The 16,924-nt window shown below is 44.0% G+C and carries 6 protein-coding genes and 1 pseudogene; all 7 read right to left on the bottom strand.

Annotated elements, in window-relative coordinates; genetic code table 11:
* Positions 1 to 45: 45 nt before the first annotated feature.
* Positions 46 to 3,006 (bottom strand): annotated as a pseudogene (locus ACYVAA_RS10940) (polysaccharide lyase family 8 super-sandwich domain-containing protein).
* Positions 3,007 to 3,166: 160 nt separating this feature from the next.
* Positions 3,167 to 3,883 carry a hypothetical protein gene (locus tag ACYVAA_RS10935; protein WP_460541505.1) on the bottom strand — a complete coding sequence of 239 codons (717 nt, stop codon included), beginning with the start codon at positions 3,881 to 3,883 and terminating at the stop codon, positions 3,167 to 3,169.
* 36 nt (positions 3,884 to 3,919) lie between these two features.
* Positions 3,920 to 5,410 carry a sulfatase family protein gene (locus ACYVAA_RS10930; RefSeq protein ID WP_460541503.1) on the bottom strand — a complete coding sequence of 497 codons (1,491 nt, stop codon included), beginning with the start codon at positions 5,408 to 5,410 and terminating at the stop codon, positions 3,920 to 3,922.
* Positions 5,411 to 5,418: 8 nt separating this feature from the next.
* Complete coding sequence (locus ACYVAA_RS10925) at positions 5,419 to 6,702, bottom strand: glycoside hydrolase family protein (RefSeq protein WP_460541501.1); 1,284 nt, start codon at positions 6,700 to 6,702, stop codon at positions 5,419 to 5,421.
* A gap of 250 nt (positions 6,703 to 6,952) precedes the next feature.
* Positions 6,953 to 8,464, bottom strand: a complete 1,512-nt coding sequence (locus tag ACYVAA_RS10920) for a RagB/SusD family nutrient uptake outer membrane protein (RefSeq protein WP_460541499.1) — start codon at positions 8,462 to 8,464, stop codon at positions 6,953 to 6,955.
* A 16-nt stretch (positions 8,465 to 8,480) separates the two neighbouring features.
* Positions 8,481 to 11,471 (bottom strand): SusC/RagA family TonB-linked outer membrane protein, encoded by a 2,991-nt coding sequence (locus ACYVAA_RS10915; protein WP_460541497.1) that lies wholly within the window; start codon positions 11,469 to 11,471, stop codon positions 8,481 to 8,483.
* 850 nt (positions 11,472 to 12,321) lie between these two features.
* Positions 12,322 to 16,212 (bottom strand): chondroitinase family polysaccharide lyase, encoded by a 3,891-nt coding sequence (locus tag ACYVAA_RS10910; RefSeq protein ID WP_460541495.1) that lies wholly within the window; start codon positions 16,210 to 16,212, stop codon positions 12,322 to 12,324.
* Positions 16,213 to 16,924 lie beyond the last annotated feature (712 nt).

Here is a 16,924-nt window from a genome sequence, read left to right as displayed (position 1 = left end):
TACTATCTTTTGATGTTGATTATCCTTTTTTCTTTACGAGCAGTTTTAATTTTTCTTTAAGGTGAGGTTTTGGGGAAATCCATCGACACATTCCAGTTTAATTACCGTCGTCTCGGATTGTCCGTCCCAATTTACCACTGCCTCTCCTTCTTCCAGTTCCCATCTTCCTTCAATCGTTAGGTGCAGCGGAACAGGCCGGCTGAAATTGTTATATCCATTTTTCTTTTTGGGATTTTCTGGAAAGTTAAGATCAGGGTTCACCCCGCTTATCTTTAGGTACCTGCCCCTTTCTTCCTTTACCATGAACAAAGATGGCGCTGAAACTTTATGGAGTACTCCTTCTTGGAGGACCGCATCAGCATCGAAAATAACATAGGCCGTAGTCAGGGAGGTCATATCCTTTACAATATGAGCCGCTTTATCTGCCCTTAGTACTTTAAAGTCAGGCTTATTACTTATCCTTCTGGCAAATTCCAGTTGCTCCTTTTCTGCAAGGAAGGGATAAATAACATATTGATAGGAAGCTTCTTCTGGTTCCAGTCCGTGATCCAACCAGGCAGTGGCAAATTCACCTTCGGTGGATTTTGTTCCATTCCCCCATGGAGGCCCGTGTAAGGCTCCTGTATTGATAGAATACTTGTTGTGATAGGACTGTTGTTTTTCTTTCTTAAAATGGATGCTTTGCCCATTCAGGATATGATAACCATTTCCATAGGGATCAATGATCCAAGAATAGGTATTCCCTTCAATCGGAAAATCATCAAGTTGTTTTCTTGGAATTTTGAGTGTTTGATGCTCCTTGGTCAAAGCAGTCTGGAAAAGATTGGTTTGCACGGGATGATCCTTGTCCTCACTGGAAATGCCCGTTCCAATGCAAACCAACTTATCCCCAAAAGAAAATACTGATTTAAATGCCTTGAGCTTTCCAGGAAAAGCCACCTCATTGTCAGCCACCAGTCCGTCAGCATTCCGTCCTTTGCTTTCATTGAGCTTCATTCCAAAAACCCCATTTCCATCCATATATGTTGCCCCCGCAAAGCTTTCTTGAGAAAGAAACATCAGCAATGCACGGTCTGTCTCCAGCTCTTCCAATGGGAAATAAATTATGGTGGCTCCCGGGAACCTGTTCCAATCCCATCCCTCCTGTACAAATCCGCTCCCTTCTTCTCCGCCTTCACTCAATAGCTGTACGGTGCCATTGGCAGGATACCTCCCATAACGGTTGCTGTTGGCATAGATCTCTGAAGACCATACATATTTGCTGTAACCTTTGATGATGGCAGCCCAGTCTTTTCTTCGATGGATGGCTGTGGCTCCATAAGGCAGGGATTTGTACTCAGGTAAGTTGATTTCTTGGATTCCTAAACGCCTCAGAGTAGCTGTAAAATCACTTTTATCATCACCCCACAAATGCAAATAGGCAGCCGCCACTTCCCAGTCAATACTATCTTTGCCATCTGGACTTCCCCCTTTTGCCATTAGCTCATAGGGACGCTTGAGCGATCGAATATTATTACCCTGAAAAGGATGCCTACCAGAATCCCCAATCATATCGCTGGCTGTACTCAGCGGTGGTCAAAAATGCCTTTTTGAAATTCACATGCCCTTCCTTTCCCACTTGAAAAGGAGTTCCTGACAAGCTGTACACTATCTTTGGCACCTGGGAAAATGCCCCTATCGCATAGGCTGGATAATGCCCACTATGGTGCCAGGCCGTACCATCTGCCTTGAACCCCCATTCCTTATCCTGCTGGCCGAGAATAACATTCAGATAATTCGAATAGGCTTTCAAAAGGGCCACTCTTTTTTCAGGGCTTTCGGCCAAAAATAGCTGCAGTAAATGATAATAAGATTGAGTATTGAGGTAGTCAATATTGACAAGAAAATCTTTCTCCTCACCCAATATCATCCCTAGATTGGTCAGCCACTGTAAGCTTTCCCCAACAGGCTCAAGCAAACCTTCCTCAGCCAATGGCCCTCTCATCAGGTAAAAAGCCTCCGTCAGCTCACGGGTAGCATAGCCGACATGGTGGCGGGATCCGCCTGAACTCCCTTTTTGCCAACCTTGGTCCAAATAATACCTGGAAGCCAACAAGAACATTTGCTTGTATTTTTTACTATGTCCATTCTGGACATCTGAGGTCAAAAGGTAATCCTCTGCTAGGTGCTTGATCACCTTTCCAAAATCACTGATATCATGGTGGATTTTTGGACCTTGCTGAAGGCTATCATAATAATATTCCCTTTGCAAGTAAGTCAATGGAGGTCCCAAAACATTCCCGTTACGGTCTATTATACCCAAGCGGGCAAACTCTTTCTCCACCAAATCATCGTCTACCGTTTTCTTTTTGGGGAACACTTCTTCGTTGATCCTTTGCTGAATGACCTCTAAACTTTTCATTTCCCCTTCACTCAGCTCTTCGACTTTCAGGGATTCCATCATTTCCAAGTTGGCCATCAAAGGCATCCAGTGATCTACGCTGTGGTCTTGGTCACTTTTAATAAAAGGAACCATCACATCTGGGTATTGGAACCGGTCATCCTGGTATTGCGAAAAGATAACATCATCGAAATATAAGGTACCGCTTGGAGCATCACTGATGAGCTCTACAGAATCATAATCCACCTGCACCACCTTTTCGGGAGCATCTCCCTCCATCTCATAAAAGGGCACCCTCATGGTCCGCCATCCAGAAAAATCTAGACCCACACTAAACCAAACACACGCTTCATCCTCCTTAAAAAAAGCTATTTTCAAATTCCCTTCCTGTGGCTGTTCATTGTAAATGGAAAAAATAAAGGTGGGACTGCTTGGAAATAAGGAGTTATAGGTCAGGTTTTCCGTGTCGCTTTTCAACTCTTCAAAATAGGCTGTTCGAAAACTACTTCCTGCTTTACTCCATTTCCATTTCAGGGACTTATGCCCAAACCTTCGGTGTTCATCACTCAGCTGAAGTTCAGAACTTTCTGAAGAATGATAATTCTCCAGAACAATACCGGACTCAAATGACTCTACAAATGGTTTAGCTTCTTGCGCCAAAGCATTTGAGGCCAGCATCCACATAAAGCATACTGTTAAAAAGGCAATTTTATTACTCATTGAAAACAATATTAATCTTGTGACATTTAACATTTGATGACAGCTTATTCCCCTCACAAACTCTATTTAATCTTTAAGGGTCTCACCTGAAATCTCCCAATCAGTGAAATAGACACTTTTGAAGTTTTCAAGCGCTTGATGATGATCAAAATCACTGACCAGGCCGATCATTCCTTCCAACTCCCTTGAGCTAATATCCCTTTTGGAAATATGGGCAAGGGTTTTTCCACTGCTAGCTGCCATCACTTTTAAACTCACAGCGTTGGTGATACCATCTGAACTTACGTTCATCTCCAGCCCCAACTCCTGGTCCATGTTACTGAGCAAAGCCGTGGTGACATGATCAGCACTTGGTTCTCCTATGAACACTGAACCATTTGTACTAATGCCTGCCTTTAAGCCTATAGGGTTGAAAGGAACATCTCCCTCATTTCCACAACCAATGCAGAACCCCACCCAGTTTCCTCCGCTTTTCGCAATGGAACGGTTGTAAAAGCCCAGTTTGGTACTTATCACTATTTTCCTCTTTTGCTCTCTCATTTGGAAGTTTTTCATCATTAAATACTGATTGTTCTTGCTCACCAAACAGATTAATTTTCCACCCTTCACCTTCCAAACACTCAAATCACCTGAGTAAAACGAATCATTTTCCTCAAGGAAATTTTCATGGTCAAAGCTGACCTTGAACCCTTCTTGCTCTCTTCCGTTTGATGAACAGCCTATCAAAAGCCATAACAGTAGAACCCAACAGTTTTTTATCGGGCCGTACCACCTTTTAGGCATAATCCACCCTCTTATAGCCATGTCCATAGTGAATGTTTACAAAAATGAGCGATAGTTTTCTAACCAAGGATCCTTCTTTTCCTTCAAAGCAGCAAACAGCTGTTCCCTTAAGGCAGTCGCCAGTTTTTGATCTGCCTGGACCATATTGTTCATCTGAAACGGATCATTGACATTGTCAAATAAAAATTCCCGTACCTTATTGGTATCATCTACGGTAACCACATAGGTATTTTTAGGGGTTTTGATCCCCCTGTGACCAGAACCGGGTGCTCCCTCCTTGATAAAATAGTAAAGGGCATAATCTGCTCCTCCACTGGAATTGTCAATAAGCTGTTTTGAGAGATCCCTCCCATCCAAATCATTGGGAAGGCCATCTTTTGCCCCCATCATGTTCAAGAGTGTCGGCATCACATCGGTCACACTGACAAACAGGTCGCTTTGCTGGCCTTGCTTTATTTTCCCCGGCCATTTGATAATAAAGGGAACATTGATGGCCTCATCATACCAAATATTCTTAGACATCAAACCATGACTGCCCATCATCTCTCCATGATCAGAGGTAATCACCACAATCGTATTTTCTTCCAGTCCTTGGGCTTTCAATGCCTTCAAAACCCTTCCTATCTGATCATCCACACCGGTTACCATGGCAAAATAGTCCCGCACATGGTCTCTGGCCAATTCGGCTTTGCCCCTGGTGGCACCACAATGAAAGGCCAAAGAACTGTCCAAATCATCCAAGTTTACATTTGCCCGCACCAAAAGGTCCTCCAATGATTTATCCCGGTAAGGTTCCAAATACTTGTCCGGAACCAAAGGGTATGGAGGATGCGGGGGATTGACCGACCAAAACATGGCAAAGGGCTTGTCCTCATCTCTTTGATTCTTTCCTTTATTATTGATGTAGTCGATGATGACGTCGGCTTCATGCTTTGCCGACCATTCATCCACATATTTCAGGTCTTCTTTGGGGGCATCATTTACCCAATAGTGAGGCTTAAAGTGCTGGTCAAAAGTCCCATAACTGTACCAAAAATTGAAACCATGGCGCTCTTCTACCGGAGTATAAGCATCCCAAATAACCGAGTCCGATCCCTCCAATGGAGGTGGAGAGGTCAAATGGAGCTTTCCCACATAACCTGCATCATAGCCATTGGCTACCAAAACATCCGAAAAACTGATGTCCTCCTTCCTCCATGAGTTCCCATATTGGTACCTTTTGGAATTACAGTTGGTAAGTACGGCGTTATGATAGGGCAGCTTGCCGGTCATCAGCATGGCCCGGTAAGGACTGCACAGAGGAAAATTGCTGATGGCATTTTGGATCACCATACCCTCTCGTGCCAGCTGATCCATATGGGGAGTAATCACCGGGTCTTGATTGTTTATCCCGATGGAAGCATTTCGCAGTTGATCAGGAAAAATAAAGAGCAGGTTGGGCTTTTTGACCACCTCCTGCTCCTTTTCTGAACAGGAAAACCATCCAAAGGTTAAAAAGAAAACAATCATCCAAAGATGTTGAGCCATCAGGTTTTTCATATCGTATTATCCCCCTTAATTTTCTTCAACCGATCCAGTGCTTCGATATAATAGTAATCAGCATAGATCAACGCGACATCGATCTCATGTCCCAAAGATTTGGCCCCGGTGGAATGAACCAAAAACGAATCCGCTTTTCCCGCTCCAGAATACTTGTCAGAACTTAAGGAGGCCAGCATTTTGACCGCAGCACGGTAATATTTTTCCTTCAATTCAGGATTTTCTACCAAAGTACTCAATTCCAAAATTCCAGATGCCGCCACCGCGGCAGCGGAAGCATCCCTTTCTTCCTTGTCCTTATTGGGCACATCAAAGTCCCAGTGAGGCACCATATCTTCAGGTAACAACTCCAGGTATTTGTCAGTGATCTTTATTGCAAAGTCCAAAAACTTATCGTCCATGGTTTCCCGATATACCATGGTATACCCATATACTCCCCAGGCCTGTCCGCGGGACCAGCGGCTATCATCACTGTAGCCCTGTTTGGTGTGCCGGTGCATTACTTCTCCCGTCAGCGAATCATATTCCAATACATGCCATGAGGTATAGTCTTCCCTAAAATGGTTTTCCATGGTGGTCTCGGCATGCTTTACAGCGATATCGTAGAACTTTTGATCTCCTCCATGCTTTGCAGCCCAAAACAACAGTTCCAAATTGAGCATATTGTCAATTATGGTAATATGCTGTTTCCATCGCGGATGCATTTTGTTTGACCAGGATTTAATGGCCCCTACCTTAGGGTTATACCTTGAAGCCAATGAGGCCGCAGATGTCAGTAAAATGTCCTTATATTCTTTTTTATTCCCCAATTCATAACCGTTTCCATAGGCTGGAAACATCATAAACCCTATATCATGGTGCTCGGTGATGTATTGGAAATCCTCAAAAACCTCTGTCCTTTTGATGGCTTCCTGCTTCCATTTATCTTCCTTTGTAAGGTCATACATGTACCAAAGTATTCCAGGGTAAAATCCTGAAGTCCACACCAACTCATTATTGGCTATCTGCTTCCATTCCTTTTCACCGGTTTCTATCAGCCTGGGATGTTTGCTGAGATCGGTCAGTTTGGTGATGGTAACATCCAATTGATCCCTACAAGCCTTTATGGCCTGCTTTTCATCAAAGCTCACTTCCTCTAAAAAGTGTACAGGCTGGACCATGGATTCTTTTTCATTGGTCCTTTGCTTACAGGAAGCACTTGTTATCAAAAGTACGAATAAAACTATCTTCGTTGATTTTGCAACAAAAACAGTAGGCAGTTGATTTGTTATAAATTTCATACACAACAATAAATTATCTTTTCTTATCTTTTCAGAAGGCTTGGGAACACCTTCGTTGACCTAGGCATGTCCATGGTAAAAAACCACATCACAATCAAGCATCCCCCTATAAACCTAGAGAAAACCATGTCCTAGAACCTTCCCTCATCAATGCCTCCTTTGCCAAATAAGAGGGGAAAGAAGCCAAGGGCCTCCTCCCTCCTCTTTGAGCAACTAGAGATTATCTTGATGGGGCATTTGTATTTTTCTTTTATTCCCTTAACTGCGGCGCCTTTGTCAGTTCAGCCTCTGGAATCTCAGCAAAGTAGTTGGCAGGACTGGTATCGCCTGTTACAGGACCGACCAGTTCTTCAGAAGACCTACTGGCCAGAGCATCAGCAACCCTTTCCATTCTGGTCAGGTCATCCCATCGCTTAAATTCACCGGCCAGTTCCCACTTCCTCTCGGTATATGCCAGTTCGGCTAAATCCCCTGCGGCCAAATCAACTGTGGGTTCCGGCTGGTCCACTTGCAGGTCATTAGCCCTTCGTCTTACCATATTGAGTGCCTCCCAGGCCTCTGCGCTGTTTCCGCCGGACCTTCCTTCTGCTTCCGCATACATCAGAAGTAAATCTGCATACCGCATAAAATAGGTGGTCATCATGGTCACCGAATTGGTGGTGGAAATTTCATCCTGATACCCGGTCACTTTTAGGAACATGGGGTGCCTCTCGTCTTGAAAATCCTCCCAGTGAATGGTATTTCCCCTGAATTCCACTTCAGTTCGATAGGTTTTTTCCTTTCTAGGTCCTTCTGGAAATTCCCTAAAAAAGCCGATCTCGGCGAAGAGTTCATTCCATCCATTGACATCCCCCGGATATCCGCCCCTGCCGGTATACCTGTTTGAATACGCCCCAACATTAAGGTCTGCAGCATGTCCCAATCCAAACACGATTTCCGTATTAAACCTATTTTCATTTTTGATGGACCAAAGGGTTCCCATATCCGGCACCAACGCAAATCCGTGGGCTTCCGCATTATCGATAACCTGCTTGGCACTGCTGGCCGCCATGGCGTACTTTGCATTGTCTTTCAAAGGCCATCCTGCCCAATGCATATACACTTTGGCCAGATAGGCACGGGCAGAGCCACTGTTTGGTCGGATGGCAGCCTCCACACCGGGGTATTTAACAGGCAGCATGCTCTCGGCTTTCAGAAAATCATTTTCTATTTGCTGGTAAATTTCCAAGATCTCAGACCTTCCTTTTTTGGCGTTTTCGGTAATATCCGTATCAATCACCAAGGGAACCCTCCCAAAAGTCCTTACCAAGTGGAAGTAGCAAAATGCTCTCAGAAAATAAGCCTCACCGATCAAGGCATCAAGCGTCTCACGATCCCCTGTAGCGATGTTCACTTCATTTTCGATGATATTATTGGCCTCTTTGATGGTCGCATAATACGGGTCATAGGCCAACTGAACCCCAGGGGTCAAAGAAGTCATTTCCATTCTATCTGCCTCCCTGAACCCTTGTTTGTTTTTCCCGCTATGGGTGGTGATATCATCCGCTCCATAATACCTCATCCAAGAATGGGCCCACTGGGCTCCTGTTGTAAACGTACGGTACATTCCCACTACCGCGGCCTCCAAAGCTTCCTGAGAGTTGAGGGATCCGGGATCCAGCCTTGCTTCAGAAGGGTCTTCTTCTAGTGTACATCCTGGACTGATGGCCAGGTTGGATAGCAACATCAGTAATGCAGCTAGCTTTATTGTTATATTTTTCATCGTCCTCTTCATTTAATTAAAATCCAATATTGACACCGAAAGTATAGGTCCGTGCATTGGGGTTGGCACCATAATCTATGGAAGATGCCGCGCCACTGCCCGCACCTATCGAACTGGCCTCTGGGTCATAACCGCTATAATCGGTGATGGTAAACAGGTTTTGCGCACTGGCATAAATCCGGAAGCTCCTGAATAGGTTGGTGTTGTTCAATGTGTATCCGAGGGACAGGTTACTTAACCTTACAAAATCACCCTTCTCCATAAACCGGGTTGAATTGATCAACAGATTTCCGGATACGGGAACTTCCGTTTCATTTTCTGCAGTCCACCTATTTCTGTATTCCCCATAGGTAGGCAGGGATTGCACTCCTCCTCCCATAGAGATTTTGGCTCTGGTAAAGTTCATCACATCAAAGCCATGTACACCCCGAATCAGGAAGTTGAGGTCAAAGTTGCCCCATGTCATGGTATTATTGATGGCCCAGTTATGCTTTGGTGTACCATTCCCTATTACATCCAATACCACATCCCCATTCTCATCCTCGAGGTATTTGGCGTCACCGGGGGTACCACCGGTTTCACCTGTTTTGTAGGTTCCCAAGAAAGTGGCCCCATAAAACTGTCCCATAGGCATCCCTTCTCGAAGCAGCACATAGGCACCAGTGGTATTGGAAACTCCCCCAACCGGGCTGATCAGGATCTGATGCTGTTCAGAAGTAAGACTTTTTATTTCATTGGTATTGAAGAAGTAATTGGTATTGACATCCCACTGAAACTTGGGCGTATTGACCAAGTGGGTCTGAAGGTTAAATTCCCATCCTCCATTAAACACCTCTCCCACATTGCGCGTGATGGAACCACCTCCTACAAATCCAGGGATCGGCACAGCCAACAATAGGTCCACTGTGTTTTTCCAGTACTTATTGATGCTTAGGTTAAACTTGCCATATAGGAAGGTAAGGTCTGCCCCTATATTACTTTGTTTGGTCGTTTCCCAGGTCAGATCAGGATTGGCCAAAGGTCCCAGCACCAAACCACTGGCAATGGATGTACCATTGATCGGATAATCCTGCCCCGTATTCAGCGTATTATAGGTGGAATACGGAGCAATGGCCTGGTTACCGGTTTCCCCGTAACCTGCTCTTAGTTTTAGTGTTTCGATCACCTCCCCTGCCACATTTTCAAACTGGTAAGCAACAGAGCCGGAAGGGAATACACCGACTTGATTTTCTGGACGGAACCGGGAGGAAATATCTGTTCTGAGTGTAGCCGTCACAAACAACTTTCTCAGGTAATTATACTCCGCCCTTCCCATATAAGAAACAATCTGGCTCTTACTATAGGTGGCATTGACTCTTTGATTGGTTCCCAAGTCCAGGGAATAAAAATTGGCGGGGATAGAATACTGTCCAGCACTTGCATTGAACCCCTTATTGACAAACTGTTGGAATTCAAACAGACCGGTCAGCTTCAAATTATGATCGTTAAAACTTTTGTCCCAGGTCAGGATATTGCTGTTTTGAAGGGTGGTGTTTTGTCGGATTGATCCGCCACCGGTAGGTGGACTAAGCACCGTACCTGCAGGTACGCCATAATAAGATTCCCCCAACACATTTCTATGGATCAAACCACCTAATACAGTAAGTTTTAAATTATCGTTGAATTGATAAGACAAGTTCAGATTGGTATTGACCGTTCCGATAGTGGACTGTGCTTGCGATTCCAATCTTTGCGCTATCGGATTGATCAGCCCTGAACCATTCGTAGAAAGCAGGTTATAATTGCCGTTTTCATCCCTGAGCGGTAAGGTAGGATCCCATCCCAAAACCGCTACAATACCTGCCCTTTCATCCGGGGATGAAGAACTTCCTCCATCTACCAAGTTTAAAGTCTTTTCGCTGCTTCCATACATGTTTAGCTGGACGGAAAACTTATCCGTAATCTCCGTATCGATATTGGCCCTTAAAGAGTACCTGGAATAATCAGAATTCAGGGCAATGCCACTTTGGTCCAGCACGTTTCCCGAAATAAAGTAACCTACCTTGTCATTTTTCCCACTGACGGATAGCTGAACATTATTGGCTACACCCTGTTGGAAATATTCTTCTTGGCAGTCTGTGCCTCCATTGATTACAGGAAGATTATGAATGCTTCCAAACTCCTCTGGGGAGAGAATATCAATTTTATTGGCTACTGATGATACTGAGGTAAATGCACTCAGGTCAACCTTGGCTTTTCCATCTCCTCTTTTGGTAGTGACCAAAATCACCCCATTTGCACCACGAGAACCATAAATGGCTGTAGCTGAAGCATCCTTAAGTACTTCCATCGAGGCAATGTCATTGGTATTGATCGATCGAAGATCAGCTCCAATTACCCCATCGATCACGACCAAAGGTTGGTTGTTGCCATTGATGGAGTTGGCACCCCGAATCCTGATCTGTACATCCGAACCGGGAACCCCGGAACCTTTGATCACCTGTACACCTGCAGCCCTTCCTTGCAGGGCATCTTCTACCCTGGTTACCGGCTGCTTTTCAAAATCCTTGGAATTTACACTGGAAACGGCCCCCGTCAGGTCACTCTTACGAGTAGTTCCATAACCGATGACTACTTGTTCTTCAATAGAAAAAACATCTTCTTCCATCACCACTTTCATGTCCCCATTTGTCTGGATGGGCAGCTCAAGCGTTTTCATTCCGATAAATGAAAATATCAGGGATTCCGCATCGTCAGGCACATTGTTTAAGTTAAAGTTCCCGTCCAAATCCGTCACCACACCTACACTGGTTCCTTTGACAAGTACAGCGACCCCCATAAGCGGCTCCCCAAACTCATTACTTACCATACCCTTTACTTCCTTTTGATAAGGAACTTCCTCTACGCTACTAAGAGGAAGTACGCTTGCATTGGCAGGGGTAAGCGAAGCACCTAATGATAAGTTTAAGGCCGCACCCACTCCCAAATACAGCAAGGGTTTATTAAATATTTTTAAAGCTGTAATCATATGAAGTTGTTTTATTGGTTATCTCTTACAAATCTGGAAAATTCCCCATGGAAGCTAGAGGGGTATGTGTTCAATCTGGAGGGGGTAATGGTTCAAAAAAGCCCCTGAAGGGCTATTTTGGACTATTTCTGTACAAAAACACATTATCCCCCCTACATTGATCTTATTTTGTTTTGCTATTATTTAATAAGTGCAGGAAAATCGTCTTAAGGGTAAAAACCCTTCGAGGGTTTAAATAGAAAATATTAGCCCTAGAAGGGTTCCTTTCATTGGGATTGTTAAATGCGATTTTCCTGATACGTTGTATCGTACTTAAGTATTCATCATAATTGAGATAGCTTGTCTTTCAGCTTCTTTTCTATGGAGCTGGGAAAAATTCATGTGAAAGAATAAGAAAAATTACTAAGGGATGGGTCTGACACCATGCAATTATACCAGACCAAACAGAGAATATGGTTTCATTAATTATCCGCATCTATCAGGGTGGGCAAAAAAGAGCCTGTCTCATAAGTGGATTTCTATGGGGCCTACACAAATAGTATTTCGTTGTAGTGTGTGCGTCAGTGGAGAAAGGGCCCGCCCCAAAGGGGCGAACTTATAATAGCCTGGGGTGGCAGCCCCAGGCTAAAGTACCCGAAAGGGTCATGTTTTGGCCGGATTAATAGCAATAGAGCATACAACTTGCCGCCAAAACCCGTAGATTTCAATTAAGAAACCTAACCAAGATAATTTCTATAATCACGTCATCGCAAGCGATCAGAAATCCTATACCCCTAGAATATTTGGCAGCAGATTCCGATCATGACTTATGAGACAGCCTCTTGACTCTTTGGTTAATAGGTTACTTTCTTTACCTTTTAAAAAGCAGGGAGGTATTTAAGCTATTGGACTGATCCATTACTTTCAATACATACACCCCTCTGCTAAGTCCATGCAAGGACACTTCTATCTGATCACTACTCACCTTATCTTCGGATAATTTCAGATTTCCAAAATAATCATAAATGTAGTAGGCTTTCATCCCCTCTAGTTTGATGGTTATGTTTGTTCTGGCCGGATTCGGGTAGAAAACTAACTGATTTTTTTTCTTTCGAACGATCACCTTGACTTTGTCAAACTCTCCTGTCAGCACATCCTCTGCATATACATAACCGCTTCCTTCTGATAAGGCCATTATTTGACCTTTGTCATCAACAGAAACGATGGTGGTATCACTGGAACTCCATAACAGTTGCCTATTTTTAATGATTGAAGGAAAAACCTTTGCTTGCAGCGTTTTGCTTTGTCCTTCCATTAAATTTTGTAAGCCTTGTGGTAATATTTTCACCTTAGTTTTAAACCGGTTCAGGAAAACGGTATTTACCAATTCAATTTCGACTGGCATAGCATCCACGACATGAAATTGGTAAGTGGTGGTGCTGTCCGAAGCCTCTACCAAATTAACAGAAGCATTGGGAGCGGCCAATGACCATTGACCGTTCAGTGTCAGTTGAATGTCCTTTTCTATATTTACGGTGCTTCCGTTCAAATCAAATCCAAGATCAGGATGGGTAATTGACAGCTTTGCAAAATTATCATCACGCTTTTCATACATCACCAAACATGCTTCATCATTGCCTTTCACCAAAGCACCTGGAATTCCCATATCAGCAGATGGCGTAAACAAAGCCATGCCCCACAGACTGTCTGCATGGAATTTTACCACATGCCTATCTGGGCCCATTTCCATTACCGAATAGGGTTTCTCATTGGCGATATCCTGCATATCCCCGGCGGACGCATTGGGTTTGATAAGGTATTCATAACTCAAATCCTGCGGGGCTGTCCCATGATCAAGGTAACCTATGATGTAATCACCAATGGGATTATCAGTATAAGCCGTTGGATCAATTTCGTTATAGTTAGGTGTTTGCTGGCTTCCCTTCCATACTTTCAAGTCACCACTGCCTTCATAAATATAAAATCCGGTATTGTAGGTATTGAGCAGCCAGTTGTCTTGATTGCCACTAAAAGTACTTTCCCCGTTTAAATCTAGAGAAATCTCGTTCACCGCTGCCCCGCTTTGGCTGTCCGCCATTCTTTGATAGAGCGTGGTCACGGTTGGATGGATACTGTCATTATTGCTGATTCCTGTAGCCAGACATACGATGATGTCCTGAAAGGCAAAATTTGATTTTTTCCATTTGAAAGTATCATTATGGGTATTGGGGCCATAGACTAAACCAAAGCCCTGAGGTGCCACTTCCTGAAAATCCATTGCAAAGAGGCCATAGGTCCCATAATTATTTTCCAGTACACCAAGCTCTTCTCCTTTATTTCCAAAAGCCAATGAACCAGCAAAACGGTAAGCCTGTTTTTCATCAATACGGCTTCTTTCCCCATGAAGCTTATCCCAAGGAAGAACAATGGTGGTGGTGCCGGGATTGTAATTCCAGTTCCAAGTGGATACATCATAGCCATTTTCATTTAGCGAAGTACCTCCGGTATAAAGAATTTCCAAAGCCCCATAAGACTGGTACCTTCCGTAGCGGTTGGTGGTTTCATATAGTTCAGCCCCCCACATATTATCGCTAAAGCCTCGGATTACAGCGGTCCAGTCATTATGCCTGTAGGCTCCTGCATGGGCGTGGTTGAATTGGATGAAGCCATTTTCATAAGGGGCCTCGGAGTTATAGTTAAATTCCGGTTCTGGGCCATAATTACGGTTATAGAAACCTGCCAGCAAAGGGTCTGCAGTATTCAATCCCAAAATCTTCCCTCCACTGATCGCCAGGCGCTTGATATCTGCTTGACCGGTGGACATGTACCTCGATTGAGGGTTACGGCCCACCAGTGACAGAGCCCGCATGTTTCCATCATTGGAAACCATTCTCTGAAGGTACATGGCATTTCTCAGCACCTTGTAGTGTTCCTCACCAATCTGAAAGGAAGTATCATCCATAAAGGACACCAAAAGTGCGGCTCTTCCAAAAGCATACAAGTAGCCATCGTAAGCCGATTTGTGGTGGAAGCCCGTTCCATCCGCTTTGATACCACCTTCTTTCCCGTCCGTAACAGTCAGAAAACGCTCCAAATACCTGCTTGCCCCTTTCATATAGCGGACCTTTTCCTGATCATCATCGGGATATCTCCATTCGGCATACATAAATAGACTTGGGGATAGATTGGAAATCCAATCTATATTGTAATTATCACCCAACTCGTAATCTCCCCAGAAATGCTGGAAATATTCTGTTTGGACAAACAAGACATAAGCGAATTGGTCCTTTACGGCGTCTGACAAATAATCCCTCAGGGTCATTACCGGTTGGGAAAAATCCCTAAAAGCATACGAATTATAGTCCCTGCTGATCAGTCCCCGGCAATAATACTGCGAAACCATAGTGATCAGACGGGAAGCCCTCGCCATAGTGGTACTGTCATTTCCATCTACAAAGTGTAAGTACTTGGAAAACTGCTTGATTATTTCCCCTGCTGCGCCAAAATCAATTTGTTCTCCAAACACTTCACCATTTTCCTCTGTGAGGTTTAGTGACAGATAAGCTTGGGTTGCCGCATCGTATTGATCCTGAAAATTGTCAGCCAAAGCAGTACCCAAAACATAATCCTGTAATTTTCCATAAATCTGCTCTACTTCCTGAACCTGTGCCGCTGAAACGGATTCCAAGGGTATATCCGGTTCGATATTTACCCCCAGTGCGCAATCAGGGCTCAACGGAGGAGGAATAATATCGATATTAAGTACCCCTTGGTTAATGGTCACATAGTCTATATTGAAAAAGCGCACTGTATTGCCATCGTCATTTCTTACCAATCTCAATTCAAGTTCGTCACCTTCATCAGATGCCCGGGTAAAATAATTCAAGCTCAATACATCATTAGGATTTTGGGTAGGAACCAGCGTCTTGGTAACAGCATTTAAAAGTACACTATCGGTTTTATTGAACAATTCGAGTTTTACTTTCACATAGGAACTGGCCGAATTGTACAGAAATGCTTTCACTTCCAGTTTTTGACCGTTGGGCATCAAACAGTCAAATGGATAATATACCCCTTGATAGGGCTCATTGGCGGCAGACTTTACAGACAGGGCTCCATCTCCCGGACCGTCTCCATTATCGGGATCGTTGCTTACATGAGCCAGGTTAATGCTTCCTATAACTCCCCAGCCTTTTTCTTGCCCTGCCTGGTCAAAACAACTGGGTTCCGGAGCTGCCTCGGGATATAAATACGCCCCGTTTAAGCGGGCATTATCAATCGCAAAAGTACGGGCAGAATTGCCATCATCTGTCCTGATATACCTTACCTGTAGAGTATCTCCCTCATCAGAAGCTAAGGGCGTATAATCCAGCGCAAACTGATGAACCACCCCGGAGGTAAGCGAAACGGGCCCTGCTGTAACCAAAGCAGTACCATCCGTGAGGTTATAGAGTTCCACTTTTAACCTTACGTAGGATACATTTGGATTGTAAACATAACTTTCGAAACTCAAGCTTTGTCCCTGCTGCATACTGCCCCCAAAGGTATAGGAAAGTCCATTTCCTGCCGTTGAGGATAGATTTTGACATTGCTGGGCCCCATCGCCCAGCCCATCTCCGTTGTCTCCGTCAGAATTGACCGTCGCAATGGAGCAGTTCCCAATGGGCTCCCAGTAATTTGCCCCTAGTTGCCCTATCTGTGCATACAGCGCATTAAAGGACAAGCACCAAAATAAGAATAATAATAGTGTAAAGTTTTTCATCGGGTAGATTTTAGGTTAACTGATTGGCTCAAAAAACACTCATTTTTAAGCCTTTAGACATCCCTATAAATTTCCTGATCTAATGATAACATTGGGAGGGTTATTATTTTTATTTCAGGGGGGAAATAGTTCAAAATGCCTAATAAGGGCCTATCTCCTCTAAAAAGTGAAAAACAAAAGACTTCTATTTATAAATAAAGCACCTGCGGTCATCTGCGAAATCAGCGGAATAACATTCAGGACTTTTAATTAAACGCCGCTATACCATTGGACTTCATTATAAAAGTACCCTGAAATGCTGCCAGTTCAATATCAAAGAGTCCACGGAGATCTGCGAGATTTGCGGGGAACACTTTGTGAATTCTGATGCTACTGGTATAATCGCGTACAATCCTGTTAGTATTTTTTATGTATATCCCCAAAGACACCAGTAGCTTTAAATTAGCAAACCATCTCTCACAGAATGCACAGAAGCCCACAGAAAAGATTTTTAATTCCGTGTAATCCTGTCTGACGCCAGGTAGATCTGTGGAATCCGTGAGAAATAAATTTACTGATGTAATTACGGATAATCGCAGTATTTTTTAATCTACTGACATAATTCGGTGAAACCAGCATATTTCCTTATTCCTTTTCTGCCCCTTCGTCTTTCCGGTTTCTGTACTCTGAGGGCAGGCAATCAAACAGCGCTTTAAAAGATTCCCTAAAGTAC

It is taken from the genome of Echinicola sediminis (genome assembly GCF_054777495.1).
The sequence above is the reverse complement of the archived record's forward strand: the minus strand, read 5'-3'. Positions and strand labels throughout refer to the sequence as shown.